The 26,604-nt window shown below is 65.2% G+C and carries 28 protein-coding genes and 1 riboswitch; of the genes, 7 read left to right on the forward strand and 21 right to left on the reverse strand.

The annotated features are described in order from the left end of the window. The first annotated feature begins 5 nt into the window (after positions 1-5). From ACQCS0_RS13090 to ACQCS0_RS13105, 4 genes are all read left to right on the forward strand, one after another. Positions 6-935, forward strand: a complete 930-nt coding sequence (locus tag ACQCS0_RS13090; RefSeq protein WP_354153726.1) for an ACP S-malonyltransferase — start codon at positions 6-8, stop codon at positions 933-935. Beyond that, the gene (locus ACQCS0_RS13095; RefSeq protein ID WP_354153725.1) at positions 932-1,993 is read left to right on the forward strand and encodes a beta-ketoacyl-ACP synthase III; all 1,062 of its coding nucleotides are present in this window, start codon (positions 932-934) and stop codon (positions 1,991-1,993) included. The genes ACQCS0_RS13090 and ACQCS0_RS13095 overlap by 4 nt, the downstream gene beginning before the upstream one ends. An 81-nt stretch (positions 1,994-2,074) precedes the next feature. Beyond that, positions 2,075-2,320 carry an acyl carrier protein gene (locus ACQCS0_RS13100; RefSeq protein WP_354153724.1) on the forward strand — a complete coding sequence of 82 codons (246 nt, stop codon included), beginning with the start codon at positions 2,075-2,077 and terminating at the stop codon, positions 2,318-2,320. Between the two features lie 152 nt (positions 2,321-2,472). Continuing rightward, positions 2,473-3,708, forward strand: coding sequence for a beta-ketoacyl-[acyl-carrier-protein] synthase II (locus ACQCS0_RS13105; RefSeq protein WP_354153723.1), 1,236 nt, complete (start codon positions 2,473-2,475; stop codon positions 3,706-3,708). Between the two features lie 153 nt (positions 3,709-3,861). Here the strand turns inward: ACQCS0_RS13105 and ACQCS0_RS13110 are convergent, their stop codons facing one another. The 16 genes from ACQCS0_RS13110 to ACQCS0_RS13185 all read right to left on the reverse strand — a co-directional run bounded on the left by ACQCS0_RS13110 (position 3,862) and on the right by ACQCS0_RS13185 (position 16,097). Continuing rightward, entirely contained in the window at positions 3,862-4,365 is a 504-nt protein-coding gene (locus tag ACQCS0_RS13110; RefSeq protein ID WP_354153722.1) for a DUF3145 domain-containing protein, read from the reverse strand. Positions 4,366-4,640: 275 nt separating this feature from the next. After that, positions 4,641-5,567 (reverse strand): tyrosine recombinase XerC, encoded by a 927-nt coding sequence (locus ACQCS0_RS13115; protein ID WP_354153721.1) that lies wholly within the window; start codon positions 5,565-5,567, stop codon positions 4,641-4,643. A gap of 51 nt (positions 5,568-5,618) precedes the next feature. Then, a complete protein-coding gene (dprA, locus tag ACQCS0_RS13120) occupies positions 5,619-6,803 on the reverse strand; it encodes a DNA-processing protein DprA (RefSeq protein ID WP_354153720.1) in 1,185 nt (394 codons plus the stop codon). Positions 6,804-6,817: 14 nt separating this feature from the next. Beyond that, on the reverse strand, positions 6,818-8,362 hold the full coding sequence (locus ACQCS0_RS13125; protein ID WP_354153719.1) for a YifB family Mg chelatase-like AAA ATPase: 1,545 nt from the start codon (positions 8,360-8,362) through the stop codon (positions 6,818-6,820). Further along, positions 8,363-8,719: a YraN family protein gene (locus ACQCS0_RS13130; RefSeq protein WP_185260822.1), complete on the reverse strand. Its 357-nt coding sequence runs from the start codon at positions 8,717-8,719 to the stop codon at positions 8,363-8,365. A 123-nt stretch (positions 8,720-8,842) separates the two neighbouring features. Beyond that, positions 8,843-9,169 carry a DUF2469 domain-containing protein gene (locus ACQCS0_RS13135; protein ID WP_111909356.1) on the reverse strand — a complete coding sequence of 109 codons (327 nt, stop codon included), beginning with the start codon at positions 9,167-9,169 and terminating at the stop codon, positions 8,843-8,845. Positions 9,170-9,262: 93 nt separating this feature from the next. Beyond that, positions 9,263-9,997 carry a ribonuclease HII gene (locus ACQCS0_RS13140; RefSeq protein WP_426939561.1) on the reverse strand — a complete coding sequence of 245 codons (735 nt, stop codon included), beginning with the start codon at positions 9,995-9,997 and terminating at the stop codon, positions 9,263-9,265. A gap of 23 nt (positions 9,998-10,020) precedes the next feature. Then, complete coding sequence (lepB, locus tag ACQCS0_RS13145) at positions 10,021-10,917, reverse strand: signal peptidase I (RefSeq protein WP_354153718.1); 897 nt, start codon at positions 10,915-10,917, stop codon at positions 10,021-10,023. Beyond that, positions 10,918-11,595 (reverse strand): signal peptidase I, encoded by a 678-nt coding sequence (gene lepB, locus ACQCS0_RS13150; protein WP_354153717.1) that lies wholly within the window; start codon positions 11,593-11,595, stop codon positions 10,918-10,920. It lies immediately after the preceding gene. Between the two features lie 84 nt (positions 11,596-11,679). Then, entirely contained in the window at positions 11,680-12,039 is a 360-nt protein-coding gene (gene rplS, locus ACQCS0_RS13155) for a 50S ribosomal protein L19 (protein ID WP_056349088.1), read from the reverse strand. A gap of 243 nt (positions 12,040-12,282) precedes the next feature. After that, complete coding sequence (trmD, locus tag ACQCS0_RS13160; protein ID WP_354153716.1) at positions 12,283-13,140, reverse strand: tRNA (guanosine(37)-N1)-methyltransferase TrmD; 858 nt, start codon at positions 13,138-13,140, stop codon at positions 12,283-12,285. Beyond that, positions 13,141-13,686 (reverse strand): ribosome maturation factor RimM, encoded by a 546-nt coding sequence (rimM, locus tag ACQCS0_RS13165; protein ID WP_354153715.1) that lies wholly within the window; start codon positions 13,684-13,686, stop codon positions 13,141-13,143. It lies immediately after the preceding gene. 111 nt (positions 13,687-13,797) lie between these two features. Continuing rightward, complete coding sequence (locus tag ACQCS0_RS13170; protein ID WP_160671756.1) at positions 13,798-14,040, reverse strand: RNA-binding protein; 243 nt, start codon at positions 14,038-14,040, stop codon at positions 13,798-13,800. Between the two features lies 1 nt (position 14,041). Further along, complete coding sequence (rpsP, locus tag ACQCS0_RS13175; protein ID WP_111909386.1) at positions 14,042-14,458, reverse strand: 30S ribosomal protein S16; 417 nt, start codon at positions 14,456-14,458, stop codon at positions 14,042-14,044. Positions 14,459-14,670: 212 nt separating this feature from the next. Continuing rightward, a complete protein-coding gene (locus ACQCS0_RS13180) occupies positions 14,671-15,108 on the reverse strand; it encodes a hypothetical protein (RefSeq protein ID WP_354153714.1) in 438 nt (145 codons plus the stop codon). Positions 15,109-15,221: 113 nt separating this feature from the next. Beyond that, positions 15,222-16,097 (reverse strand): VOC family protein, encoded by an 876-nt coding sequence (locus tag ACQCS0_RS13185; protein WP_354153713.1) that lies wholly within the window; start codon positions 16,095-16,097, stop codon positions 15,222-15,224. Between the two features lie 154 nt (positions 16,098-16,251). Further along, a riboswitch (TPP riboswitch) is annotated at positions 16,252-16,359 on the forward strand. On the opposite strand from ACQCS0_RS13185, the gene thiC reads away from it, so the two are divergent. Beyond that, on the forward strand, positions 16,354-18,171 hold the full coding sequence (gene thiC, locus ACQCS0_RS13190; protein ID WP_354153712.1) for a phosphomethylpyrimidine synthase ThiC: 1,818 nt from the start codon (positions 16,354-16,356) through the stop codon (positions 18,169-18,171). Its footprint overlaps the riboswitch before it by 6 nt. A 4-nt stretch (positions 18,172-18,175) precedes the next feature. On the opposite strand, the gene ACQCS0_RS13195 is transcribed toward thiC, so the two are convergent. Together ACQCS0_RS13195 and ffh are read right to left on the reverse strand one after the other, a co-directional pair. Then, on the reverse strand, positions 18,176-18,910 hold the full coding sequence (locus tag ACQCS0_RS13195; RefSeq protein ID WP_354153711.1) for an alpha/beta hydrolase: 735 nt from the start codon (positions 18,908-18,910) through the stop codon (positions 18,176-18,178). Between the two features lie 103 nt (positions 18,911-19,013). Continuing rightward, positions 19,014-20,594, reverse strand: coding sequence for a signal recognition particle protein (ffh, locus tag ACQCS0_RS13200; protein ID WP_354153710.1), 1,581 nt, complete (start codon positions 20,592-20,594; stop codon positions 19,014-19,016). 88 nt (positions 20,595-20,682) lie between these two features. On the opposite strand from ffh, the gene ACQCS0_RS13205 reads away from it, so the two are divergent. Beyond that, positions 20,683-22,086 (forward strand): glucose-6-phosphate dehydrogenase, encoded by a 1,404-nt coding sequence (locus ACQCS0_RS13205; RefSeq protein ID WP_354153709.1) that lies wholly within the window; start codon positions 20,683-20,685, stop codon positions 22,084-22,086. An 81-nt stretch (positions 22,087-22,167) separates the two neighbouring features. On the opposite strand, the gene ACQCS0_RS13210 is transcribed toward ACQCS0_RS13205, so the two are convergent. Both ACQCS0_RS13210 and ACQCS0_RS13215 read right to left on the reverse strand, forming a co-directional pair. Further along, positions 22,168-22,506 carry a P-II family nitrogen regulator gene (locus tag ACQCS0_RS13210; protein WP_354153708.1) on the reverse strand — a complete coding sequence of 113 codons (339 nt, stop codon included), beginning with the start codon at positions 22,504-22,506 and terminating at the stop codon, positions 22,168-22,170. Beyond that, positions 22,503-23,852, reverse strand: coding sequence for an ammonium transporter (locus ACQCS0_RS13215; protein ID WP_354153707.1), 1,350 nt, complete (start codon positions 23,850-23,852; stop codon positions 22,503-22,505). Before ACQCS0_RS13215 ends, ACQCS0_RS13210 begins: the two co-directional genes overlap by 4 nt. Positions 23,853-24,078: 226 nt before the next feature. Here ACQCS0_RS13215 and ACQCS0_RS13220 point away from each other — a divergent pair, with 226 nt between their 5' ends. Next, complete coding sequence (locus tag ACQCS0_RS13220; protein ID WP_354153706.1) at positions 24,079-25,320, forward strand: MFS transporter; 1,242 nt, start codon at positions 24,079-24,081, stop codon at positions 25,318-25,320. 81 nt (positions 25,321-25,401) lie between these two features. Here the strand turns inward: ACQCS0_RS13220 and ftsY are convergent, their stop codons facing one another. After that, positions 25,402-26,604, reverse strand: a complete 1,203-nt coding sequence (gene ftsY, locus ACQCS0_RS13225; protein ID WP_426938521.1) for a signal recognition particle-docking protein FtsY — start codon at positions 26,602-26,604, stop codon at positions 25,402-25,404.

Genomic DNA, 26,604 nt, shown 5'->3' on the forward strand with positions numbered 1-26,604 from the left:
GATACGTGCTTGCAATAGTCTGCCCTGGACAGGGCTCACAGACCCCGGGTTTTCTGGCCCCCTGGCTGGAACTGCCTTCGGTGGCAGGCCATTTGGCCACCCTCAGTGAGATCGCAGGCATCGACCTGACCGCCCACGGGACCACCTCTGACGAGGACACCATCAAGGACACCGCCGTCGCGCAACCCCTGATTGTTGCCGCCGGACTGGTCGCCGCAAAGTCGCTGTTCGACGTCGAGCTCGGCGCGCTTCCAGTGATCCTTGCCGGTCACTCCGTTGGTGAAATCACCGCCTCGGCACTCGCCGGCGTGCTCACCGAGCAGGAAGCCATGACGTTCGTCCGTGAACGCGCCAACAGCATGGCCGCCGCCGCTGCCGTCACCCCCACCGGCATGAGTGCCGTGGTGGGCGGGGACCCTGCCGAGGTCCTGGCCGCCATCGAGGCTACCGGCGCGACACCGGCCAATGTCAATGGCGCGGGCCAGACCGTGGCAGCCGGAACCTTCGAACAGCTCAAGGCCCTGGCGGACAACCCGCCGGCCAAGGCACGCGTTATCCCGCTGAAGGTGGCCGGAGCGTTCCACACCTCACACATGTCCCCCGCCGTGAGTGCCCTTGAAGCGCTCAAGCCGGGCCTCAAGCCGCAGAAGCCTCAAGTGCCCCTGCTGTCGAACTTTGACGGCCGGGAAGTGACCGACGGCGGCGCCGCCGTCGAGAGCCTCATCGCGCAGGTCTCCCGGCCGGTCCGTTGGGACCTCTGCATGGAAACCCTTGTGCAGCGCGGCGTGACCGGTGTCATTGAGCTGGCCCCGGCCGGTACGCTGGCTGGGCTCGCAAAGCGCGGCATGCCCGGCGTCAAGACCGTTGCAGTCAAAACCCCGGACGACCTCACGGCCGCACTGGCACTCTTCGCAGAACTGGAGGGAAATGCATGAGCGTTCCCACGCTGAAACAGGTTCCCGTCAACGAATACAGCCGCATCATCGGCCTCGGGGCATTCCGGCCTGACGTCATCGTCACCAACGACGACGTCTGCCAGTGGATTGATTCCTCGGACGAATGGATCCGCCAGCGGACCGGCATCGTGACCCGGCACCGGGCCGCTGCCAACGTCAGCGTCGTCGACATGGCAGAGGGCGCCGCCCGGGAGGCCCTGCAGCAGGCAGGCATCGAAGCGTCCCAGCTTGATGCTGTCATCGTTTCCACCGTCACCCACCCGTACGCCACGCCGTCGGCTGCCGCCGCCCTGGCTGACCGCATCGGTGCGACGCCGGCGCCGGCCTTCGATATCTCTGCCGCCTGCGCCGGATACTGCTACGGCATCGCCCAGGCTGATGCCCTGGTCCGTTCCGGTACCGCCACCTACGTGCTGGTGGTTGGCGCGGAGAAGCTTTCCGACGTCATCGACAACCGGGAACGCACCATCTCATTCCTGCTGGGCGACGGCGCGGGTGCTGTTGTCATCGGCCCCTCGGACACCCCCGGAATCGGACCCTCGGTGTGGGGGTCGGACGGCAGCAAGTGGGACGCGATCGGCATGACCCGTTCCATCCTCGATGTCCGCGACCTCAGCATGGCGGCCCGCCAGTCCGACGAGCCGGGCGACTTTGCCCTCCTTGAAGAAGCGCAGGAACTCTATCCCACACTCCGCCAGGACGGGCAGACGGTCTTCCGCTGGGCGGTCTGGGAAATGGCAAAAATGGCACAGCAGGCCTTGGAGGCCGCTGGCGTCAAGGCTGAAGACCTCGTCGCCTTTATCCCGCACCAGGCAAACATGCGGATCATCGATGAGATGGTCAAGAAACTGAAACTTCCCGAATCCGTCACTGTGGCCCGGGACATCGCAGATGCCGGAAACACCTCGGCAGCCTCCATTCCCCTGGCCACCCACCGCCTGCTCAAGGAAAACCCTGAGCTCAGCGGCGGCCTCGCGCTCCAGATCGGCTTCGGCGCCGGGCTGGTCTTCGGTGCCCAGGTAATCGTCCTTCCTTAGAAACGTCCCACACAGGCCGCATCCGCGGACTGCACCGTTTCCGGCACCCCCTGCCGGCAATAACAAGAAAAGGAGCCATCAATGGCTAGCAACGAAGAGATCCTCAACGGCTTGGCTGAAATCGTCAACGAAGAAACCGGCCTTGCCCCCGAGGCTGTGGAACTGGACAAGTCCTTCACCGAGGACCTGGACATCGACTCCATCTCCATGATGACTATCGTTGTCAACGCCGAAGAGAAGTTCGGCGTGCGTATCCCGGACGAAGAGGTCAAGAACCTCAAGACCGTCGGCGACGCTGTCAGCTTCATCGCCGGCGCACAGGCCTAGTCAAGGATTCAGCCCCTTATGGCTGACTGGGCTGCCGGTCCGTACTCAGGCCGGACCGGCAGCCCACCACATTTTTCGGCAGCCAACTGCCCCACACGCGGGACCCCGCCGGACAACCGGATACGGCCTGCCCACCGACAGAGAGTGATCCAATGACACGCAAAGTAGTCATTACCGGTCTGGGTGCCACGACGCCCATCGGCGGCGACGTACCCACCATGTGGAACAACGCGCTGAAGGGGGTCTCCGGTGCCCGCACGCTGGAAGACGACTGGGTTGCCAAATACGAACTGCCGGTTCACTTCGCCGCGCGCTGCTCCACTCCCGCCCTGGAGGTCCTGAGCCGCGTAGAGGCCAAGCGAATGGACCCCTCCACCCAGTTCGGTGTCATCGCTTCGCGTGAAGCCTGGGCAGATTCCGGCATCACCGAGATTGACCCCGACCGCCTTGCGGTCGCTTTCGCCACCGGCATCGGCGGCGTCTGGACCCTGCTGGACGCGTGGGACACGCTGAAGGAAAAAGGCCCGCGCCGCGTCCTGCCCATGACGGTGCCCATGCTGATGCCCAACGGCGTTGCAGCAGCCGTCAGCCTCGACCTTGGCGCCCGTGCTGGCGCCCACACCCCGGTTTCGGCCTGCGCGTCGGGCACGGAGGCCCTTCATTTGGGCCTGGAGCTGATCCGCTCCGGCAAGGCCGACGTAGTAATGTGCGGCGGGGCCGAGGCAGCCATCCACCCCATGCCCCTGGCCGCGTTCTCGTCCATGCAGGCGCTCTCCCGCCGCAACGACGACCCCCAGGGCGCCTCACGCCCTTACGATCTGGGCCGCGACGGCTTCGTGATGGGCGAAGGCGCCGGCGCGCTGGTGCTCGAAGCTGAAGAACACGCCATTGCCCGCGGCGCCCGCATCTATGGTGAACTGGCCGGCACCTCTGTTACGGCGGACGCCTACCACATCACAGCCCCGGACCCCCAGGGCCTGGGCGCCACCCGCGCGCTGAAGGCGGCCATGTTCGACGGCCGGATCCAGGCCGAGGACGTTGTTCACGTCAACGCGCACGCTACCTCCACTCCCGTAGGTGACAAGCCGGAGTACACGGCCCTCCGCTCGGCGCTGGGGAACCACCTCGACAACGTCGCGGTGTCCGCCACCAAGTCACAGATGGGCCACCTCCTGGGTGCCTCAGGTGCCGTGGAGGCAGTACTCACTGTGCTGGCCGTGTACCACCGCAAGGCCCCGGTCACCATCAACCTTGAGAACCAGGACCCTGAGATCCCGCTCGACGTCGTCACGTCGGCGCGGGATCTGCCGGCGGGTGACATCGCGGCGCTGAGCAACTCGTTCGGCTTCGGCGGCCACAACGCCGTGATCGCTGTCCGCAGCATCTAGCAGCAGCGCGGGAACAGCAAGTACCGCAGACAAAGCAGAGGCCCCGCCACGTGGCGGGGCCTCTGCTGTTGCTATGGAGCGCCGCATTCCGATCCGGCACGCGCTGTGCCGGGAAAGCGGACCGGAGCACGACGCAGTGATGTCCGACGGCGGTCAGCCCACCTGGTGCAGCCAGCGGACCGGTGCGCCCTCGGCTGCGTGGCGGAACGGCTCAAGTTCCTCGTCCCACGCTTCGCCTAAGGCCAGGGAAAGCTCGTGATACACGGCAGAGGGATCTCCGGCGCCCGATTCGTAGGCGTAGCGGATGCGGTCCTCTGAGACCATGATGTTGCCGTGGACATCTGTGGTGGCGTGGAATATCCCCAGCTCGGGGGTATGCGACCAGCGGCCGCCGTCTACGCCCTGGCTCGGCTCTTCAGTGACCTCGTAGCGCAGATGGGCCCAACCGCGAAGTGAGGAAGCAAGCAGCGATCCGGTGCCCGGAGTTCCCGTCCAGGAGAGCTCGGCGCGGAACATTCCGGGCGCGGCGGGTTGAGGGGTCCACTCAAGATCCGTCCGCTTATCCACGACGGATCCAATGGCCCACTCAACGTGCGGGCACAGTGCTTTAGGGGCTGAGTGAACAAACAGCACACCGCGGGTCATTGCAACAGACATTCCATCCTCCATAGCTGTAGGTACGTCTTCCCCAACGACCTCTGCCTGGATGAAACTGCCCGTTGCTGTACGTTCCAGCGGTGGCGTTCCCTGCCTGATTATTAAGCTGTGTCCGGACTTGCGGGTGACGCGCGAAGCGAAAGAGCTTCAAGCGAAACTTGAAAGTTGCCGGACGTGACTCTTATTGTGCCGTACGCCGCGTAATTACGCCAGTGCGATTCGCCACAGTTGACAGGGGCTGGATTTGCCGGTCCCCGGCGGGAATCCGCCGGCGCTCAGGCCCGGGGATGTGCCTGCTGGTAGCTGCTCCGGAGCCGCTCTACGGACACATGGGTGTAGATCTGCGTGGTGGCGAGGCTGCTGTGGCCCAGGATTTCCTGGACCGCACGAAGATCCGCGCCGCCATCGAGCAGGTGCGTTGCCGCAGTATGCCGCAGCGCGTGCGGACCGGTCGCTGAGGTGTCGCCCAAAGCTTCGAAGAGGGCATTCACCACGGTCCTGACCTGACGCTGGTCAACACGGTTTCCTCTGGCGCCCAGGAATAGCGCCGGTCCGCTGGGCCCCGTGGCCAGAAGCGGCCTGGCCCTGCGTAGCCAGTCGTCGACGGCCACGGCTGCCGGGACACCATAGGGCACCGTCCTTTCCTTGTTGCCCTTGCCGACCACCCGCAGAGTCCGGCGGTCCGGGTTGAGGTCGTCCACATCCAATGCGGCCAGCTCCCCCACCCGCAGGCCCGTGGCGTATAGAAGCTCCACCATGGCCCGGTTGCGCACCGGCACCGGTGACCCGTCAGCCGCGGCCTCCGCCAGACTGTTCAGCAGCCTGAGGAGTTGTTGGGACTGCAGCACCCCGGGCAGTGACTTTTCCGCTTTGGGAGCCCTGAGACGGAGGGCAGGATCGGTCGCGATTAGCTCTTCCCGCATGGCCCACGTGGTGAAGGAACGCGCTGTGGCCGATCTCCGCGCAAGGGTGGCCCGGGATATTCCGGCCTGGCTCTGCGCCCCGAGCCAGCGTCGGAGGGTGCCCAGCTCCAGGCCTGCCAGATCCGTGACACCCTCGGAGGCGGCGTATTCCAGGAGGCTTCGAAGGTCGGACAGGTATGCCCGAAGGGTATGCCCGGACCGGGCCCGCTCGGCGGTCAGGTATCTGCCGAAGTCTGCAAGTGCCTGCTCAAACTCCAGGGTCAGTTCCTGATTATCCACTCTTCCACTGTCCCAGAAGTCCGTGGGCAATGCCGTGCCGGACACAGCCAACTACACGGATTCCTTGGCCCGTTTCCAGCCGCCTCTTTCTGAAGCTGCGAGCCCCAGCAGGCCTAGCCTGCCTAACCCGGCCCGCACGGAGTCCGCGCTGAGGCCGGCAACTGCGCAGAGCTTGTCCACAGATGTGGTGGACCGCAGCGGCAGGGCGTCTAGAAGTATCAGGTCCTCCAAGGTCAATCCGTCATGGTCGGCCGCATGCGCGGATCCGGGCTCCGCAAGCCCCAGGCCGCTTGGGGAGGCCAACTCGGCGATCTCCGCGGCGTCAGTCACGCAGACAGCGCCGCCGTCCCGGAGCAGCCGGTGGCAGCCGGCGGAGTTGGCGCTGTGCACCGACCCCGGTACAGCTCCCACCGCCCGTCCAAGGCTCTCCGCGTGGTGGGCCGTATTCAGCGCACCGGACCGCCAGCGGGCTTCCACCACAACCGTCACGGCAGCCAGGGCCGCGATCAGCCTGTTCCGCTGGAGAAAGCGGTAGCGGGTGGGCGCCGATCCCGGCGGCACCTCGGCGAGAACCGCTCCCTGGTTGCAGACCGCCCGCAGAAGATCCTCGTTTCCGGACGGGTAGAACCGGTCCACACCACCAGCCATCACCGCGATCGTAGGCACCGCCGCTGATCCCCCGGCCAGTGCTGCACGGTGCGCGTGCGCGTCGATGCCGTACGCGCCCCCGGAAACCACGGTGAAGCCCCGCTGTGCCAGGGAGTAGGCCAGGTCCCCGGTCACCGACGCGCCGTAGCTGGTGCTGTCGCGGGACCCCACCAGCGCCACGCTCCGGGCGGGACCGGGAAGCTCCTGTTCCAGGCCCCGCCACCACAGACAGATAGGTTCCTGCATCCCAAGGTCGCCGAGCTGGGCAGGCCAGAGGTCGTCAGCCGGGACAATCAGCCGGCCGCCAAGGCGTGCCATGGTGGCCAGGTCACGCTCGGGCGCCAGATCCGGAATGCGGGGCGCCCAGCGTTTGAGGCAGGCAGCCATCCCGGCCCAGCTGGTTCCGGCACCGTTGTCCGCCAGCAATGCGGTGATCTCCCGTTCCAGTGCAGGGCCTGCGGCCGCCTGTCCGGTGGCAATTTGCAAGGCGTCGAGTGCACCGGTGGCCTGCACGAGGGCCAGTCCGGCAGCGTCCTGCGGCTCCATAAGCCGCGACAAGGCGGCCCGGGCGATCCGTTCGTTGTCCATGTGGTTCTCTTCCTTCACACAGCTGCCGAGGCAGCCTGCCGGAGGCCAAGGGCCTGGCCGATATCGTTGGTGTCGGGCATGTCGCGGTGCGACAGGTCCGCCAGAGTCCAGGCCAGCCGCAGGACCCTGTCATAGCCCCTGGCCGTCAGCACGCCCCGCTCCAGTGAGTGGTCCAGGATCCGGGTGGCGCCGGCCGGCAACCGCAGGGCCCCGCGAAGAATCCGGCCGGGCACCTGCGAGTTCGTGTCCATCCCGAGCGGCTGCAGCCGTTCGGCCTGCCGTCGGCGTGCGTCATCGACCCGCCGGGCCACGGCGGCTGTATCTTCTTCGGCGCCTGCCTGGCCAAAGTCGGCCAGCGACACGCGCTCCACCTGCAGCTGGATATCAACCCGGTCCAGCAGCGGACCGGACATCCTGGCCACGTAGCGGCGCCGCATCATCGGCGTGCACGTGCAGTCCAGGCCCTTCCCCGAAGCCTTGCCGCAGGGACAGGGGTTGGCGGCAAGCACCAGCTGGAACCGTGCAGGATAGGCCGCCGTGCCAGCCGAGCGGTGTATGACCAGCTCCCCGCTCTCCAGGGGCTGGCGAAGGGCGTCCAGGACTCGCCGTTCGTATTCCGGGGCCTCGTCCAGGAATAGGACCCCGCGGTGGGCCCGGGATGCCGCACCCGGCCGGGGCAACCCCGATCCTCCGCCGATGATGGCGGCCGCCGTGGCCGAATGATGCGGATTTTCGAACGGCGGCCGCCGCACAAGCTGAACGGCGGATGAGGGAAGACCGCAGAGCGAGTGGATGGCGGTGACTTCCATGGCCTCATTGTCAGCAAGGTCAGGCAGGAGACCGGGAAGTCTTTCGGCCAGCATGGTCTTGCCCGCTCCCGGGGGTCCGGTCAGGAGCAGATGGTGTGCCCCAGCCGCGGCCACCTCGAGTGCACGTCTGGCTTCGCCCTGGCCGGAGACGTCTGCCATGTCAGGTACTGTCTGAGCCCCCGGTTCGGAATAGCAGTGTGCGGCCTCGTCCTCCGGTTCGAAGTCCAGTGCGAGCTCCTGCGGGTCGGCACCGAAATCGAGCGCAAGCCGCGCCAGCGTCCGGTATCCGCGGACGTTGGCTCCGGGAACCAGTGACGCCTCGCCGAGGTTGGCGTGTGCCACCACCACGTCCGGATAGCCGGCCTGCACCGATGCCATCACTGCAGGCAGGATCCCGCGCACCGGCCGCAGCCGGCCATCCAACCCGAGTTCGGCAATGAAGACAGTCTGTCCAGTGGGCTTGATGTCATTCGCGGCCCTCAGGACCGCCATGGTCACGGCAAGGTCGAAGCCGGAACCACGTTTGGGCAGCGACGCCGGGATGAGGTTGGCCGTGATCTTCCGCCGGCTTAACGGAATTCCGGAATTTTTGGCCGCGGAACGTATCCGCTCCTTGGCTTCGTTGAGCGCGGCATCCGGCAGGCCCAGGATCACAAATGCCGGCAAAGTCTGGCCGATGTCGGCTTCCACCTCGACGATGTACCCGTTCAAACCCACCAGCGCCACGGAGTAGGCCCGGCCCAGCGCCATCTACCCCACCCCCTTGAGGTGTTCCACCAGGGGTTCGCCGGCGCCGTCGTCCACCACGGCAATGACGTCCACGCGCCGTAGCGGCATCCGCAGCTCCCGGTCCCGGCACCACGCCGAACCAAGCCGATGCAGCCGGGCGAGTTTGTCCGGCCCCACGGCTTCGAACGGGTGCCCATAGTCCAGGGAACGGCGGGTCTTCACCTCTGCAATCACCAAGGAGTCCCCGTCGAGGGCCACAATGTCTATTTCACCTTCGGTGCAGCGCCAGTTGCGTTCCACCACCAGCATGCCGAGCGATTCAAGATAGCCGGCGGCGAGCTCCTCGCCGCGCCGGCCCAACAGGTCTTTGGATTTCATTTCTACCTCCGCAACCAGCCTGCAATGGCAGGACAGCGGAGGACAGGAGGCTACTGGTGTATGTGCGTAACCTCGGAAAATCGCCCGAATACAGCAGTGCTGTGGAGGAACAGTGGTCCTGCCTCAGTTGCCGAGGTCAACATCCTTCGGCAGGGCGAGTTCCTCGTTGCGGGGCAGTTCTTCGACGTTGACATCCTTGAACGTCAGGACCCGGACAGTCTTGACGAACCGTGCCGAACGGTACACATCCCACACCCAGGCATCCTGCAAAGTCAGATCGAAGTAGACTTCGCCGTCGGCGCTTCGGGCCTGCAGGTCAACGTGGTTTGCGAGGTAAAAGCGGCGTTCGGTCTCGACAACGTAGCTGAAGAGCCCGACAACATCGCGGTATTCACGGTAGAGCTGCAGCTCCATGTCGGTTTCATAGTTTTCAAGATCCTCAGCACTCATGCTTCCATCTTGCACTATCCGGGGCGCCGCACTCGCAGCGTCCGCACCCCATCAGCCGTACACCAGTGCGGTAGGCACCAGTACGGCAAGGAATCAGAATTCGCCGCCCAGGAGGTTCCAACTGACCCGGTGGTACGGCGTGGCGCCAGCAGCGCGGAGCGCGTCCCGGTGAATTGCGGTGGCGTAGCCCTTGTTGACGTCCCAGCCAAACTCTGGGTACTCACTGTGCAGGCCGCGCATCTGCTCGTCGCGTTCCACCTTCGCAATCACGCTGGCGGCGGCCACGCTCAGGCACTGCACGTCCGCCTTGATCTTGGTGTGGACGGGGGCAGTGCATGCGAAGTCCACCGGTGGCTCGTCAAACAGGGAAGGCTGCCCGGCGGGCGAGAGCCAGTTGTGACTGCCATCGAGGAGCACCACATCCGGGCTGATGCCAGCCGCAAGGATGTCCTGCCAGGCGCGCGTACCGGCCAGCCGCAACGCAGCAATGATGCCCAACGCGTCGATCTCACGCGCGGAAGCGTGCCCGACGGCGGACGCAACACTCCAGCGTCGGACCAGGGGTTCCAGCCTCTCTCGTTCGGCGGGGCTGAGCAGCTTGCTGTCCCGCACACCGGCCAAGGACTTCTGGGTGTGGAGGTCCACGACGGCGATCCCGACGCTTACAGGTCCTGCCAGCGCTCCGCGTCCCACTTCGTCCACGCCCGCCAGGTAGCGGGCGCCTTGCGCTTTGAAGGTCCGCTCGTGCCGCAGTGTCGGTGCTTTGGAGCGGACCCTGGACGTAAGGCGGGCCGGAGCCGTGGCTGAGGCCGTGGCCGGAGCCGGAATGGCCGGCGTCACTGCGGACACTGCTAGCCTCCCGCAGGCACGTTCCGGAAGACGGCCGGATAGTTGTCAAGGACCGTGATCCGGTTCAGCGGCCACGCGATGACGGCGGCTTTGCCTTCCACGTCCACGAGGTCGACGAATCCGCCATTGGACTCCATGTGCGAACGGGAATCCGCGGAGTGGTTCCGGTTGTCGCCCATGACCCAGACCTTTCCTTCCGGAACAACGACGTCGAAGGCACGGATCTGCGGCACTTCAGCCCCGTTGACATAGGCTTCATCAAGAGGGGATCCGTTGATGGTCAGTTTACCTCCGTCGTCGCAGCAGATCACCTCGTCACCGGGCAGCCCGATCACTCGTTTGACGAGGTGCTGCTCGGAGTTGTCCGGGAGCAGTCCCACAAATGTCAGGCCGTCCTGGACCCAGGTGAATGGCCCCTTCGCTTCATCCGGCACGGTGCTCAGCCAGCCCTTGGTGTCGCGGAACACCACAACGTCTCCGCGAGAGAGGGAAAACGGCTCCGGAACAAGCAGGTTCACGAAGATGCGGTCGTTGACGTCCAGGGTGCTGACCATGGATTCAGACGGAATATAGAACGCGCGGAACAGGAAGGTCTTGATCAGGAAGGACAGCACCACGGCGATCACCACCACCGTGGCGACCTCCTTCAGCCAGACAAAGAGCTGGCTGTGCGCGGCGGGCTCTGTAGTCGGAGCCGCGGATCGCCTGCCGGACAATGGCGCCGACGGTCTGCCGACCGCCACGTCGTCTGAGTCGCCGCGGTTGTCAATAACGTTTTCGGCAATCACACCGTCGGAGGTCCTGCCGCCGGAAATCGTATTGGCGGACATACCGTCGGCGTTGGCACCAGGGGCGCCGTCGCGAGGCGGCTCGGGTGTCCGGGCATTGTTCTCGGGCATTTACTGTGCGTCCTCTGTCGTTGATCCTGCCGCTGGCGGCCGTAGTACTGCAGCAAATCTATCAAGTGGCCAGACGATCTGGACCGGCCTGCCGATGACACGGTCGATCGGCACCATGCCACCGCCGGGCGCACCGAGCAGGCTGCGCGAATCAGCAGATGCCGAGCGATGGTCACCGAGCAGCCACAGTCTCCCGTCCGGCACCACCGCGATGAAGTTCTGCTTGCTTGGGCTGTCTCCGTCGAACAGGTACGGCTCATCGAGTGCCTCACCGTTGACGGTGATCTTTCCGCCTGCATCGCAGCAGACCACGGTCTCCCCCGGCAGGCCAATAACTCGCTTCACGTACGTGGTGTCACTGCCGGCCAGGCCTAGCCACTGACCAGCCGCGGCCACGGAATCCAGAAGGGGGCCCTCCCCACTGTTCAGGGGAGCGAACGATCCCCTGCCATCGAAGACCACAATGTCGCCTCGCCGGATGGGTTCGGTGTGGAAGTCTGTCCTTGAGACCAGGATACGGTCCCCGTCCGCAAGGACCGGCTCCATGGATTCGGACGGAATGTAGTAGACATCCAGCAACAGGGAACGAACCAGGCCGCTGACAGCCACGGCCAGGAGAACCGCCAGAAACACAAAACGCCAGCCCATTCTTCTGGGCTGGCGTTTTGTCTGGTCCATGATCCGTATTCCTGGGGCGCTGTTGCGAAGGGCTCCGGCGCTGGCCTGGGCCGGCTGGGGCCTGCGTTGTAGGTCCCTGGGGACTTACTTCTTGGGCTGGAAGTCGCGCTTTTCCTTGATCTTTGCAGCCTTGCCGCGCAGATCGCGCATGTAGTACAGCTTTGCGCGACGCACGTCACCCTTGGAGACGACCTCGATCTTGTCGATGATCGGGGAGTGTACCGGGAAGGTACGCTCCACACCGACGCCGAAGGAGACCTTGCGGATGGTGAAGGTTTCGCGCAGACCGTCGCCGTGGCGGCCCAGGACGAAGCCCTGGAATACCTGGACACGGGAGTTCTTGCCTTCGATGATGTTCACGTGAACCTTGAGGGTGTCACCCGCGCGGAAGACGGGAACATCGGTGCGCAGCGAGGCTGCATCTACGGAATCGAGAATATGCATGATTGCACTCCTGGTGAACGCCACTGGTCATTCACTTTGGGTCACGGCGGGCAGGCCCGGAAGCCCCGGGAGTTACCGCCGAAAGTTAAGTGGGTCCGGTTCCTTCACTGATTGAAGGTCCCGGGGTGTCCAGCTGTTGGTGGCGCTCCCCCTGTGGCAGGTGCGGACCCAGCAGACACAAAGACTAATTTTGCCACACTCACAGGCCTACAGCCAACCGCCGCCGACCGCTGCCGCGCCGGTTCAGGCTGACGGGTCGGTTCCGGCGTCGTGGTTGGTCCCGGCCTGCCGCCGCGCCCGGAGGTGACCGTCGACGACGTCGTACCCGAGGTCGCCAAAAGCCGTCCGGTCCGCACGTGGCAGCTTCCCGGCGTCGAACGTTTCCAGCAGGTCCGGGCGGCGTTTCGCCGTCCGCCGGTACTGCTCGTGGCGGCGCCACTGAGCGATCTTCCCGTGGTTGCCGCTCAGCAGAACGGCAGGGACCTCCCTGCCCCGCCAACTGGAGGGCTTGGTGTATACGGGGTATTCCAGCAGCCCGTCCGAATGTGACTCTTCCACCAACGAATCAGGGTTGCCCACCACGCCCGGCAGCAGCCTGCCGATGGCTTCGACCATCGCCAGAACGGCCACTTCGCCGCCGTTCAGGACATAGTCGCCAAGGCTCATGGGGCGAACTCTGAAGTACTCTTCCGCCCACTCGGTGACACGCTCGTCGATGCCCTCATAGCGACCGCAGGCGAAAACCAGCTGGTCCTCTTCGGCGAGCTCATACGCCAGGGCCTGGCTGAAGCGCTCCCCAGCCGGCGAAGGGACGATCAGTACCGGCCTGGCGGGCTTTCCCCCCGCGGCCTCGGCGCCTGCTTCGGCTTGACCGGCGCCGGCGACAGCAGCCAACGCCTGCGCCCACGGCTCGGGCTTCATCACCATGCCGGCACCGCCGCCGTACGGAGTGTCGTCCACTGAACGGTGCTTGTCCGTGGTGAAATCACGCAAATCATGGACTCGCAGGTCCAGCAGGCCGTCCTGGCGGGCCTTGCCGATGAGCGAGAGTTCCAGGGGCGCCAGGTACTCCGGGAAGATACTGACGACGTCAATTCTCATCTACGCGTTTTCCTCCGGGGCGCCGGTAGCGGCTTCACCGTCGTTGACCTCAAAGAGTCCGTCCGGCGGAGTCAGCAGGACGAAACCGCCGACCACATTGACCTCGGGAACGATCTGCTCCACGAACGGGACCAGGATTTCCTTGCCGTCCGGTGTTTCAACCACGAGCAGGTCCTGGACAGGCAACGTGTGCAGGGCGGCGACCTTGCCGACTACCCGCGAACCCACGCGGGCTTCGAGCCCCACGAGCTCGTGCTCGTACCAGCCTTCGTCGTCGTCCTCGTCCAGCTCTTCGGTTTCGATGAAGAGCTTGGCGCCACGCAGGGTCTCTGCCTGGTTGCGGGTTTCGATTCCCTCGAACGCGAGCAGCAGGATGTCCTTATTCCACCGCGCACTCTCAACAATGAGGGGGCCGGCGGATGCAGGCTCCACCACAAACTCCGTACCGGGAACGAACCGGTCCCCGGGAGCGTCGGTCAGCACCTGGACCGTCACTTCGCCGCGAATTCCATGCGGTTTTCCGATTCGTGCCACCTGAAGCTGCATCTGTTCCTCTGTCTGTGATCGTGCCCGGATTAGGCGATGTGGTGAAAGCACTCCGGCCCCTCCACCGTTGCTGGTGGAAGGGCCGGAGCAAAAACTGATGTTGCTGAGCGCTTAACGGCGGCGGTCGGTATCGACGACGTCGACCCTGACCGGTTCGCCGTCTGCCAGTGCTGCCACAACGGTGCGCAATGCCCGTGCGGTACGGCCCTGGCGGCCGATCACCCGTCCCAGGTCATCCTGATGAACACGAACCTCGAGGGTGTCCCCGCGGCGGTTGTTCTTCGAGCTGACCTTGACATCGTCAGGCGAATCAACGATTCCCCGGACAAGGTGTTCGAGCGCTTCTGCCAGCAATCTACTCAGCCTCGGTGGTCTCTGCTTCGGCCGGGGCCTCGGCTGCGTCAGACTGCTTTGACTTCTTGGTGATGGCTTCCGGGATAATCACGGAACCCTTCTCCGGGGCAACAAAGGCAACCTTCGGAGCTTTGGTCTTCAGGGTGCCTTCCTGGCCCGGGAGGCCCTTGAACTTCTGCCAGTCACCGGTGATCTTGAGGATCGCGGCAACCTGCTCGGACGGCTGCGCGCCGACGCCGAGCCAGTACTGGGCACGGTCCGTGTCAACCTCGATGTATGAGGGCTCTTCGGTGGGGTGGTACTTGCCGATCTCTTCGATGGCACGGCCGTCACGCTTGGAGCGTGCGTCCATGACGACGATGCGGTAGTACGGTGCGCGCATCTTGCCAAAGCGCTTAAGGCGAATCTTTACGGCCACTTTTGTGGTCACTCCTGTTTCAGAAAAGGGGTAAACCGACGTTCTGCACCCGTGGGGCGGGCCATACTTGAGGGTTCAAAGGACAGGATCCGGACGCGGAGAGAGGGGCCACGCAGATCGAGTACCTGTTTATTGTGCCAGATCAGCGGCCGGATTTCGACTTGACACGTCGGGATGGGGCAGCCGGTCGGACCCGGCGGGCCACGGCCGGCCTACGACGACCAGACGTAGACACCGGTGCGCGCGGCGTCATCGATCGAGTTCGCCAGCTCGGCGACCTTCTTGACGTACGTCCGGGCCTCGGCCACGCCGAAGGGCATGTCATCCTGGGCGGCCCACTTTTCAGCGACGTCATCCAGGACATTACCCTCCCCCTCAGTCTCATAACTGAGCAGGTCGGCCAGCGCACGCACCATGGCCGGCGGAACCCCGAGAAGGGAATCACTCGCCACGTCCACCATGGCCAGTTCATAGTCCGCGCCGCCGGCGTGCACCGCAGCACCGGCAAGATCGCCGAGCTGCTCGATTTCGAAATCGCTGATTCCGGGAATCCGCAGACCCTCGCCCGCCGGGGAGCCGCCCGCATCCAGGACGACGGCCCGCTTCAGCGCGGCATCGTGAGTGGAAACAAAAATTTCAGTGAAGCCCATGGGAACAGCCCTTATTCCGTCGACGGTGCGGCCCGGAAGGGCTGCATCAGGTGCCGCCCCGTCCGTTCAGAATCAGCCTAGTACAAGGCAGGCCGCTCTTTTGGCATCCGCACTCAGCGGACGGCGACACGGATATTGTTGCGCCACGGGTCCTCGAAGCGAAGCACGGCGCCCGTGTGGTGCGAGGCTACACCGGCGACCATCAGGCGGTCGGCGAGCGCTCCGACGTCATCCCCGGAAGGGACCTCGATGAGCACTTCGCCCAGGCCCAGGGTGTCCCTGCGGGGACCGGCTCCGCGGCTGTTCCAGACGTTCATGGCCATGTGGTGGTGATACCCGCCCGCCGAGACAAACAGCGCCTGCCCGTGCCAGCCGGCGGTCTTTTCGAAGCCCAGCGTGCCCACGTAGAAATCGTGCGCTGACTGGACGTCGCCCACCTGGAGGTGGACGTGGCCCACGCCGGCTTCGCTAGCCCGCTGGCCGGCCACGGATTCCTGGGTCAGGTGCTGCTCGAGGTAGCGCTGCGGCGGCAGTGCCCGGCTGTCCATCACTACAGCCTTCCCATTCCAGGACCAGTTTTCGCGGGGTCTGTCCCAGTACAGTTCGATGCCGTTGCCTTCGGGGTCATTGAAGTAGAAGGCCTCGCTGACGAGGTGGTCGGCGCTGCCGGTGAAAGACCGGGGTTCGTATTGGGCCGCAGAGGCCACCGTGGCAGCCAGCGATGCCTGGTTGTCAAAGAGCAGCGCGGTGTGGAACAGCCCGGCCTCTCCCCTGCCAGGAAGGATCAGCGAAGGGGCGGCCGCGAGATGGACGAGCGGGCGTTGAAGGCGGCCAAGGTAGACGCCGCCGTCCTCTTCGGCCACAACCTCCAGGCCGAGTGCGCGCTGGTAATAGTCGGTCATCAGCTTCATGTCGCCCACCTTGAGCATGACGGTGCCCATGGAGAGGTCGGCGGGAAGGAGATCCCGGCTGGTGGCTTCTGCAGTCATTGAACGCTCCCGGTCCGTTGGCCTTCGGGGCGAAGGCGGCCATGCCACTAATTTACTTGAAGCTTCAATTTAATTCAAGTGGTTGGAGGGGCAGATTGCGACCCCGGTCCCGTGATTGCCGTCACCTGGCCGCCCTCGGCCTGTGGTAGTTTCGAGTTGACCACACGGGAGCCCTTGTAAGGGCTGAGATCGGGCTGACGCTGCCTGCGACCGTTGAACCTGTCCGGGTAATGCCGGCGAAGGAAGTGAGTATTCATTGAATACACAAGAAACACAGCTGATCCCTGCCCAAACTGACGCCGACCAGGATCAAACGTTCCAGCCTGAAACCCAGTCACTGAAGTCCCACTCACTGGCGTTCATCACTGATGACGCCACCGGAATCCGGGTTCCCGTGACCGAGATCGCACTGGAACCGTCGCCGAACGGCTCGGCGAACGGGCCTTTCCGGACCTACCGCACGGCCGGGCCGGGCAGCGATCCGGTGGTGGGCCTTAACCCGTTCCGCTCGGAGTGGATCACCGCCCGCGGCGACACCGAGCCCTACAGCGGACGGGAACGGAACCTGCTCGACGACGGCAAGTCGGCCGTGCGGCGCGGCGCAGCCTCTGCGGAGTGGAAGGGGGCACAGCCGGTGCCCCGCCGCGCCGTCGACGGCCGGAACGTCACCCAGATGCACTACGCACGGCAGGGTGTGGTGACCACGGAGATGCAGTTCGTTGCCCTTCGCGAGAACTGCGACGTGGAGCTTGTCCGAAGCGAAGTCGCTGCCGGCCGCGCCATCATCCCCAACAACATCAACCACCCGGAATCCGAACCGATGATTATCGGCAAGGCGTTCCTGGTCAAGATCAACGCAAATATCGGCAACTCCGCGGTGACCAGCTCCATTGCCGAGGAAGTGGACAAACTCCAGTGGGCCACCCAGTGGGGCGCCGATACGGTGATGGACCTCTCCACCGGCGATGACATCCACACCACGCGGGAATGGCTCATCCGCAACTCCCCCGTGCCCATCGGCACGGTGCCCATCTACCAGGCCTTGGAGAAGGTCAATGGCGAGGCCAACGCACTGACGTGGGAAATCTTCCGGGACACCGTCATTGAGCAGTGCGAGCAGGGCGTGGACTACATGACTATCCACGCCGGTGTGCTGCTGCGTTACGTGCCGCTGACGGCCAACCGCGTCACCGGCATCGTCTCAAGGGGCGGTGCGATCATGGCGGGCTGGTGCCTGGCCCACCACCAGGAAAACTTCCTCTACACGCACTTCGACGAGCTGTGCGAGATCTTCGCCAAGTACGACGTCGCGTTCTCCCTGGGCGACGGACTGCGCCCGGGAGCCACCGCGGACGCCAACGATGCCGCCCAGTTTGCGGAGCTGGACACGCTCGCGGAGCTTACGCAGCGGGCGTGGGAATTCGATGTGCAGGTCATGGTGGAGGGTCCCGGGCATGTCCCGTTCCACCTGGTGCGCGAGAACGTGGAACGCCAGCAGGAGCTCTGCAAGGGCGCCCCGTTCTACACACTGGGGCCGCTGGTCACGGACATTGCCCCGGGCTACGACCACATCACGTCCGCCATCGGCGCCACCGAAATCGCCCGGTACGGCACCGCCATGCTTTGTTACGTCACGCCCAAGGAGCACCTTGGCCTGCCGAACAAGGACGACGTGAAGACCGGGGTGATCACCTACAAGATCGCCGCCCATGCAGCCGACCTCGCCAAGGGCCACCCCGGCGCCCATGAACGGGACGACGCCCTGTCCAAGGCCCGGTTCGAGTTCCGCTGGCGCGACCAGTTCGCGCTGTCCCTGGACCCCGTCACGGCGGAGGCCTTCCATGACGAGACTCTGCCCGCCGAACCGGCCAAAACCGCACACTTCTGTTCCATGTGCGGCCCGAAGTTCTGCTCCATGAAGATCAGCCAGGACATCAGGGACGAATACGGTTCCGCAGATTCGCAGGCGGCCATCGCCGAGGCCTACAGCGGGATGCGCGAAAAGAGTGCGGAGTTCCTGGCCGCCGGCGGGAAGGTCTACCTCCCGGAGCTTCGGATTCCGGCCGGGAGCTGACGGCTCAGGAAGCCTGAACCGAGCGTGACCTGCCTACGGCGGCGATGAACGACCGGATGGCACGGTCACCTTCGACAGAGTCCTGGGGCCGGTGTCCTCCCGCAGCAATGCGGTGCAGGGCACCGGTTTCCTGCAGATATCCGGCGATCTCCTCGTAGAGCGGTTCCCAGCCGCCCGTCAGGACCATGGTGGGGACGCCCGGAACAATATGCAGCGGGGCCTCCCAGGACGGCGCCTGCAACCGGAGCCGGCGCGCCGACCGTTTTTCCTCCGGCGTGGCGGGCTCCTGCAGGTCTGCCGCGAACATTCTCCGCACGAACTCACGCTGGAAATCATCATCACTGAGTTGGTGCCGGGCATCGAACAGCGGTTGCATCAGCGCCCTGTGAGCAGACGTGGCCGGCTGTTCGGCGGTCAGAGACAAGCACGCCGGTTCAATCAGCGTCAGGGAAAACACCAGATCGGGGCGATCGACGGCGGCCATCATGGCCGCAATGGCACCCTCGGCGTGGGCCACAACATGGCCGCCGGCGGCACCGCGGCCGTCATCGGCCAGAGAGCTCAGGATGATGGCGGTGTCTTCGGCGAACGAGGACTCCAGGGGCTCAGCAACGGGGTCAAAGCCGTGCCGCCGCAGGAACAGGGCGTCGTACGTCAGCGCCATCCCGTGCTGACGCGTCCACGCCGCCGCACCGAAAGGTCCGGCGCCGTGCACGAACACTACCCGCTGTTTGAACATGACCCAACCCTATTCCACGGCGCCGACATCCCGATTGGGCAGCAGTATGTGTCGGCGTGAGTGCTCAACACAACACCTGCAGCTACCCGGCCCGGCGGGGTGGTTACTTGCCGAGGAACTTGTCGAATCCCTTGGGCAGGTTCAACTGCGAAGGGTCGAAGTCGCCACCCTGCTGGCCGAACGACGCCCCCGTGGGGAGAGCTTTCGCCGCGCCGGCCCGACGGGCTTCGGCGTCCTTGAGCTCCTGGGCAGCCTTGGCAGGGTTGCCTGAGCGGGCCTTCTTCTTCGGGGCGTTCTTGCCGCCCTTCCGCGCGCTGCCGGGGCCGCCCATGCCGGGCATCCCCGGCATTCCGGGCATACCGCCGCCCTGGGCCATCTTCTTCATCATCTTCTGGGCCTGGCCGAAGCGCTCCAGCAGGCCGTTGACCTCGGACACGTGCACGCCTGAACCGCGGGCGATGCGTGCCCGGCGGGAGCCGTTGATGATCTTCGGGGCGACTCGTTCGTGCGGCGTCATGGATCGCACGATCGCTTCGACCCGGTCAATCTCGCGCTCGTCAAAGTTCTCCAGCTGCTCGCGGATGTTCTGCGCACCGGGCATCATCATGAGCATCTTCTTCATGGAGCCCATGTTGCGGATCTGCTGCATCTGGGAGAGGAAGTCATCCAGGGTGAAGTCTTCCTGGTCGGCGAATTTCTTCGCCATCCGGGCGGCTTCGTCCTTGTCCCAGTTCTTCTCGGCCTGCTCAATCAGAGTGAGGACGTCACCCATGTCCAGGATGCGGGAGGCCATGCGGTCCGGGTGGAACAGCTCGAAGTCATCCACGCCTTCGCCGGTGGAGGCGAACATGACCGGCTTACCGGTGACCGACGCGACCGACAATGCGGCACCACCGCGGGCGTCGCCGTCGAGCTTTGACAGCACGATTCCGGTGAAGTTCACACCCTCGTCAAACGCGACAGCCGTGTTCACGGCGTCCTGTCCGATCATGGCGTCAATCACGAACAGCACTTCATTGGGGACGATGGCGCGGCGGATCTGGCTCGCCTGCTCCATCATCTCGGCGTCAACGCCAAGGCGCCCGGCGGTATCAACAATCACGACGTCGTGCAGCTTCTGGCGCGCTTCGTCGACGCCGGCGCGGGCGACGGCGACCGGGTCACCGGCGGGGTGCTCCAGTTCCGAAGTGGCTCCGGGGTGCGGCGCGAAAACGGGCACGCCGGCACGCTGGCCCACAACCTGGAGCTGAGTGACGGCATTGGGCCGCTGAAGGTCACATGCCACCAGGAGGGGGCTGTGACCTTGAGCCTTGAGCCATTTGGAGAGCTTGCCCGCGAGGGTGGTCTTACCGGCACCTTGGAGGCCAGCCAGCATGATGATGGTGGGTCCGGACTTGGCCAGGCGGATGCGGCGGGTCTCGCCGCCGAGGATCTCAACGAGCTCCTCATTGACGATCTTGACGATCTGCTGGCTGGGGTTCAGCGCCCCCGAAACCTCTGCCCCGAGGGCACGCTCGCGGATGCGGGCCGTAAATTCACGCACCACGGAAACGGCGACGTCGGCATCCAGGAGGGCGCGGCGGATTTCCCGGACTGTGGCATCAACGTCGGCCTCAGTGAGGCGGCCCTTGCCACGGAGATTCTTGAAGGTTGCTGTCAACCGGTCAGAGAGTGAATTGAACACGCGCCGCGCACTTCTTTCAGTGGATTTACAGGGGGGACTCGACTATCTAGGGTACCAAGTCGGGCTTGCCGGATGGCATGCTGGCAGGGTGACGAGCCAAACAAGTGTAAAAACCCTGCTCATTCTCGGCGCCTCAGGCGATCTGACCGGCCGCCTCCTGCTGCCGGGACTGGCCCGGTTGGTGGCTACCGGCCGGACTGATGGCCTGACCCTGGTGGGCGCCGGATCCGACGCCTGGACGCCGGAACAGTGGCGTACCCGGGTCCACGAGGCCTTCGCCCCAGCTGCGGAGGCCGCCAACACGGTTGGAAAAAAGGCGCTCACCGCCTTGGCTAAGGCCACCGCTTACCACCAGCTTGATGTTACGGCGGAAGGAGCCCTGGCGGGACTGTTGGCCGGGCTGGACGGCCCCACCGCGATCTATTTTGCGTTGCCTCCCCATGTCAGCCAGCTGGCCTGCGAGTCGCTGCACCGTGACCAGGTTCCGGCCGGAACACGGCTGGTCATGGAGAAGCCTTTCGGCTCCAGTGAAGCCTCCGCCCGTTCCCTTAACCGCACACTCGCTGCGCTGGTGCCGGAGGACCACATCCACCGGGTGGACCATTTTCTGGGGAAAGCCACGGTGCTGAACATCCTGGGCCTGCGCTTTGCGAATAATTTCCTGGAACCCGTATGGAACCGCGAGCATGTGGAAAAGGTCGAGATCATCTTCGACGAGGACCTGGCGCTGGAGGGCAGGGCGCGGTACTACGACAATGCCGGCGCCCTGCGCGACATGATCCAGAGCCACTTGCTGCAGATCATGGCGCTCATGGCCATTGAGCCGCCGGCCACCCTCGGGGAGCGGGACCTCCGGGACGCCATCGCGGCCGTGCTCCGCGCCAGCAGCATCAGCGCCCCTTACGCAAAATCCACGCGCCGGGCCACGTATACGGCGGGTTCGATTGCCGGCAGGAAGGTCCCGGACTATGTGCGGGAAGAAGGCGTGGACGCATCCCGTGGGACGGAGACCCTGGCGGAAGTCCGCGTGGACATCGATAACTGGCGATGGAAGGGGGTCCCTTTCATTCTGCGTTCGGGCAAGGCCCTCGGTGTGCAACGGAAGGAGGCCGTGGTCACCTTCCGGCCCGTGCCGCACCTTCCGGCGGGCTTCACCGGCGTGGACTCCCCTAACCGGCTGCGGATCGGGTTCGGGCCGGATACGCTGGCCTTCGACGTCGACGTCAACGGTCCCGGCAGCATGTTCAGCCTGAGCCGCGCAACGCTGAATGCGGAGCTGAGCGCTTCTGAGCTGCTGCCCTATGGCGAAGTGCTCGAGGGCGTCCTGAGCGGTGATCCGCTGCTCTCGGTGCGCGGTGACACAGCGGAGGACTGCTGGCGGATTCTTGAGCCGGTGCTGAAGGCCTGGCAGCGGGGCACGGTGCCGCTGGAAAAGTACGACGCCGGTTCGGCCGGTCCCGCCGGATGGCCAGGTTCCGCGGCGGTTGAGTAGGCCAGAACAAACAGAGCGGGCAGGGAACCTTGGAGGTTCCCTGCCCGCTCTTTCGCCTGGATCAATGGACTTCCGGAACAGCTAGATGGCGGCGACGCCGCGTTCGCCGGTCCGGACCCTGACGGCTTCGAAGACGTCCACGGTCCAGACTTTGCCGTCGCCCGCCCGGCCGGTGTTGGAGCTGGCGATGATGACGTCCAGGATGTCATCAGCCTGTTCCTCCGTGGCGAGGACTTCAACCCGGATCTTGGGCAGGAGGTCCACGTTGTATTCCGCTCCGCGGTAGACCTCCGTGTAGCCGCGCTGGCGGCCGTAGCCGCTGGCTGCGCTGACCGTCAGCCCCTGGACACCGTATGACTCCAGGCCTTCCCGGATGGCTTCGAGCTTCTCCGGGCGGACGATCGCTGTGATCAGTTTCATGCTTCCACGCTTTCCTTGCCCGCTGCCGGATCGGACTTCTTTGCGCCGGCAACTTCGCCGTCAGCGGCAGAGCCCTTGCCCGTGATCAGCTCGTGAAACGGCTGGAAGCTCCCGCCGTGGCCGCCCACTCCGAACTCGTACGCCGTTTCGGCGTGCAGGCTGAGGTCAACGCCAACAGCTTCCTGTTCCTGGGATACCCGGAAGCCCATGGTCTTGTGGATGGCGAAGGCGATGATCGCCGTGAGGGTCGCCGAGTAGGCGATGACGATGCCTGCCGCTGCGAGCTGGGCCCAAAGCTGGGCCGCGCCGCCGCCGTAGAAGAGGCCGCCGCCCACACCGTCGGCGGGGAGTGCGATGAAGCCCAGGGCAACCGTTCCGATGATGCCGGAGACCAAGTGAACGCCCACAACATCCAGGGAGTCATCGAAGCCCCAGCGAAACTTGAGGCCGACGGCCAGGGCCGAGGCGACACCGGCGACGACACCGAGACCGAGCGCGCCCACCGGGCTGACGTTGGCACAGGCAGGGGTGATGGCAACCAGGCCGGCAACCACACCGGAGGCTGCCCCAAGGGAGGTGGGGTGTCCGTCGCGGATGCGCTCTGTGACGAGCCAGCCGAGCATTGCCGCGGCAGGGGCTGCGAGGGTGTTGACCCAGATCAGGCCGCCCTGCTCAGCAGTGGTGGCCGCGCCGCCGTTGAAGCCGAACCAGCCGAACCACAGGATGGCTGCACCGAGCATCACGAACGGGATGTTGTGCGGGCGGTGGTTGGGGTCTTTGCCGAATCCGCGGCGGTTGCCGATGATCAGGACGAGTACGAGGGCTGCCACACCGGCATTAATGTGGACCACGGTGCCGCCGGCGAAGTCGATGGCCGGGCCGAGGGCCTGGCCAATGGCGCCTTCGGAGCCGAAGAGGCCGCCGCCCCAGACCATGTAGGCCAGGGGGCAGTAGACGAGGGTGACCCAGACGGGGACGAAGACGGTCCAGGCGCCAAACTTGGCGCGGTCAGCGATCGCGCCACTGATGAGGGCGACGGTGATGATGGCGAAGGTGGCGGCATAGCCGACCTTGATGAGCCCGTCAGGGCTGGTGATGCCTTCAAGGCCGAAGGTGGCGAACGGATTCCCGACGATCTGCAGGAACCCCTCGCCGGAGCTCATCGAAGCGCCCCAGAGCACCCAGACTACGCCGACCATGCCGATGGAGATGAAGCTCATCATCATCATGTTCAGTGCAGCTTTGGCGCGCGTCATGCCGCCGTAGAAAAATGCCAGACCTGGTGTCATGAACAGCACGAGTGCTGCTGCCACCATGAGCCATACGTGACCTGCGGTAAGTTCCATGGTGCACGTCCTCCCTGTGATCGATGCTGCGGAATACTCCGCCTTACTAACGCCTTTTGCGTCCTGCATCGAGTCTGTCGCTGCGGTGTTTCGGCCGCAGAGGATTTTCATTGCTGGCTTGTTACAACAACCTCCCGGAAGTAAATGGTGCATATCTGGCTTGTTACGGTTATGTTTCACCACTGCCGCCGACCCTCGGCTGCCTACCTTGCAAGGAAACCGCCCCATGACGGCACCATCACGCGTGAGCCGCGCCACAACGCGGATTTTGTCAGTTGTCCGCCCGCAGAGGCCCACGCTTCCGCGCGACATCAAGGTGATGCTCGCTGCGGCGTTCCTGATTGCCCTCGGCTTTGGGCTGGTGGCGCCGGTTCTGCCCCAGTTCGCCACCACTTTCGACGTCGGGGCGACGGCCGCCGCCGTGATCGTGAGCATCTTCGCCTTCATGCGGCTGGTGTTCGCGCCGGCGGGCGGGGCCTTGATAGCCCGTTGGGGTGAGCGGCCGGTCTATGTGGCGGGGCTGCTGATTGTTGCGGTTTCAACCGCGGCATGCGCCTTTGCCCAGGACTATTGGCAGCTCCTGGTCTTCCGGGGGCTTGGCGGTGTGGGCTCAGTGATGTTCACGGTGGCTTCCATGGCCCTTGTGGTGCGACTGGCACCGCCGCAAAGCCGGGGCAGGATATCCGGCGCCTACGCATCCGCGTTTCTGATCGGCAGCGTCCTGGGCCCGGTGGTGGGCGGGCTGCTGGCTGGATTCGGCTTGCGGGTCCCGTTCCTTTGCTACGCGGCCGCGCTGATCCTTGCTGCCGCTGTGGTGCAGACCCAGCTCAGCCACGCGCCGTCGGCGGACCGGTCCACGGTGGGCCGCGCCCCTGACATGCCGTTCATCGAGGCCTGGCAAGTTGGTGCGTACCGCTCGGCACTGATGTCCAGCTTCGCCAACGGCTGGGCCACGTTCGGTGTGCGGATGGCCATCGTCCCGCTGTTTGCGGTTGCTGCGCTCGGCGCCGGTCCGGAGGCTGCCGGGCTGGCGCTGGCCGTTTTTGCTGCCGGCAATGCCGCCGCGCTGACATTCTCCGGCCGGCTGGCGGACAGCCTGGGCAGGCGGCCGTTGATGGTCGTCGGGCTCCTGGTCGCCGGGCTCGCCACGGCCGCCATCGGCTTCACGTCCCACCTGGGGTGGTTCCTGGCCGCCTCGGTTGTAGCCGGGGTGGGGTCCGGTCTGCTGGGACCTGCCCAGCAGGCAGCCGTCGCTGATGTCATCGGCAATGAGCGCTCCGGCGGGCGCGTCCTGGCCGCCTACCAGATGACCTCGGACGTCGGCGCCATTGCCGGACCGGTCCTGGTGGGAGTTCTGGCAGACCGGCTGGGCTACGGCTGGGCATTCGGGGTCACCGGCGGTGTGCTGGTGCTCGCGGCGGCCTGCTGGGCTGTGACGCGAGAGCCGCTTAAACGAATTGAGGGGTGAGTTCCCGCCACTGAAGCTTCGGCTTAGCGGCGGGGACTCACCCCTCGTTTGCTTAACCCGGTGTTTGGGTAAACCCGGTTCCTAGTTCAGCAGGGCGTCGACGAAGCTCTCGGCTTCGAACGGGGCCAGGTCATCGGCGCCTTCGCCGAGTCCGATCAGCTTGACCGGCACGCCGAGTGATTTCTGGATGGCCACCACGATGCCGCCCTTCGCGGTCCCGTCCAGTTTGGTCAGGACAATGCCGGTGATGTTCACTACCTCGGCGAAGACGCGGGCCTGGTTCAGGCCGTTCTGGCCGGTGGTGGCGTCCAGAACCAGCAGGACCTCATCCACCTCGGCCAGCTTTTCGATGACACGCTTGACCTTGCCGAGTTCATCCATGAGGCCGGTCTTGTTCTGCAAGCGGCCGGCGGTGTCGATCATGACAACATCGACTTCCTGGTCAATGCCGGCCTTAACCGCCTCATAGGCGACGGACGCTGGGTCTGCGCCGTCGACGTCGGACTTCACGGTGGGTACACCCACACGCTGGCCCCACGTGGCCAGCTGCTCGGCGGCTGCGGCGCGGAAGGTGTCCGCCGCGCCCAGCAGGACGTCCTTGTCCTCGGCAACAAGCACGCGGGCGAGCTTGCCCACGGTGGTGGTTTTGCCCACGCCGTTGACGCCGACCACCAGCACGATGGCCGGCTTGTCCGCGTGCCTGTCGGTGCGCAGTGCGCGGTCCATGGTGGGGTCCACCAGCTTGATCAGTTCCTCGCGGAGCAGAGCCTTGACCTGGTCGGGTGTCCTGGTGCCGAGTATTTTCACGCGCTCCCGGAGGGCGTCGACCAGCTGCATGGTGGGTTCGGTGCCGAGGTCGGCCAGCAGGAGGGTCTCCTCCACTTCATCCCAGACGTTCTCGTCGATTTTGTCGCTGGAGAGCAACGCAAGCAGGCTCTTGCCGAGGATGTTGTTCGACCGGACCAGACGCTCGCGGAGCCGGGTCAGGCGGCCGGCAACGGGGAGGGGGGTCTCAACCTGGATGGTTTCCAGGCCTGCCACGTCATCAGGAACGTCGGTGACTTCAAGGACTTCGAGGTCGACGCCGGCGGGAGCGTTGCGCTCGGCCGGAACCACGGGCGCGTCCTCGAGCAGTGTTCCCCCGCCGGCGACGGGATCATTGGCGTCACGGGTCCCGGGGTACTGGGTGATGTTCTTCCGCGTCTTCAACAGGACCGGGATCAGCCCGCCAATAACCGCCAGGGCAGCAACAATGGACAGAATAATGGGGAGGATGTCATTCAC

This window comes from Pseudarthrobacter sp. S6 (assembly GCF_050156575.1).
Lineage (GTDB): Bacteria > Actinomycetota > Actinomycetes > Actinomycetales > Micrococcaceae > Arthrobacter.

Coding starts and splice junctions, on each gene's coding strand:
- ACQCS0_RS13095 (WP_354153725.1), top strand. CDS start 932: ATGAGCGTTCCCACGCTGAAACAGGTTCCCGTCAACGAATACAGCCGC.
- ACQCS0_RS13100 (WP_354153724.1), top strand. CDS start 2,075: ATGGCTAGCAACGAAGAGATCCTCAACGGCTTGGCTGAAATCGTCAAC.
- ACQCS0_RS13105 (WP_354153723.1), top strand. CDS start 2,473: ATGACACGCAAAGTAGTCATTACCGGTCTGGGTGCCACGACGCCCATC.
- ACQCS0_RS13110 (WP_354153722.1), bottom strand. CDS start 4,365: ATGTCTGTTGCAATGACCCGCGGTGTGCTGTTTGTTCACTCAGCCCCT.
- dprA (WP_354153720.1), bottom strand. CDS start 6,803: ATGGACAACGAACGGATCGCCCGGGCCGCCTTGTCGCGGCTTATGGAG.
- ACQCS0_RS13125 (WP_354153719.1), bottom strand. CDS start 8,362: ATGGCGCTGGGCCGGGCCTACTCCGTGGCGCTGGTGGGTTTGAACGGG.
- ACQCS0_RS13130 (WP_185260822.1), bottom strand. CDS start 8,719: ATGAAATCCAAAGACCTGTTGGGCCGGCGCGGCGAGGAGCTCGCCGCC.
- ACQCS0_RS13135 (WP_111909356.1), bottom strand. CDS start 9,169: ATGAGTGCTGAGGATCTTGAAAACTATGAAACCGACATGGAGCTGCAG.
- lepB (WP_354153718.1), bottom strand. CDS start 10,917: ATGCCCGAGAACAATGCCCGGACACCCGAGCCGCCTCGCGACGGCGCC.
- lepB (WP_354153717.1), bottom strand. CDS start 11,595: ATGGACCAGACAAAACGCCAGCCCAGAAGAATGGGCTGGCGTTTTGTG.
- rplS (WP_056349088.1), bottom strand. CDS start 12,039: ATGCATATTCTCGATTCCGTAGATGCAGCCTCGCTGCGCACCGATGTT.
- trmD (WP_354153716.1), bottom strand. CDS start 13,140: ATGAGAATTGACGTCGTCAGTATCTTCCCGGAGTACCTGGCGCCCCTG.
- rimM (WP_354153715.1), bottom strand. CDS start 13,686: ATGCAGCTTCAGGTGGCACGAATCGGAAAACCGCATGGAATTCGCGGC.
- ACQCS0_RS13180 (WP_354153714.1), bottom strand. CDS start 15,108: ATGGGCTTCACTGAAATTTTTGTTTCCACTCACGATGCCGCGCTGAAG.
- ACQCS0_RS13185 (WP_354153713.1), bottom strand. CDS start 16,097: ATGACTGCAGAAGCCACCAGCCGGGATCTCCTTCCCGCCGACCTCTCC.
- ACQCS0_RS13195 (WP_354153711.1), bottom strand. CDS start 18,910: ATGTTCAAACAGCGGGTAGTGTTCGTGCACGGCGCCGGACCTTTCGGT.
- ACQCS0_RS13210 (WP_354153708.1), bottom strand. CDS start 22,506: ATGAAACTGATCACAGCGATCGTCCGCCCGGAGAAGCTCGAAGCCATC.
- ACQCS0_RS13215 (WP_354153707.1), bottom strand. CDS start 23,852: ATGGAACTTACCGCAGGTCACGTATGGCTCATGGTGGCAGCAGCACTC.
- ACQCS0_RS13220 (WP_354153706.1), top strand. CDS start 24,079: ATGACGGCACCATCACGCGTGAGCCGCGCCACAACGCGGATTTTGTCA.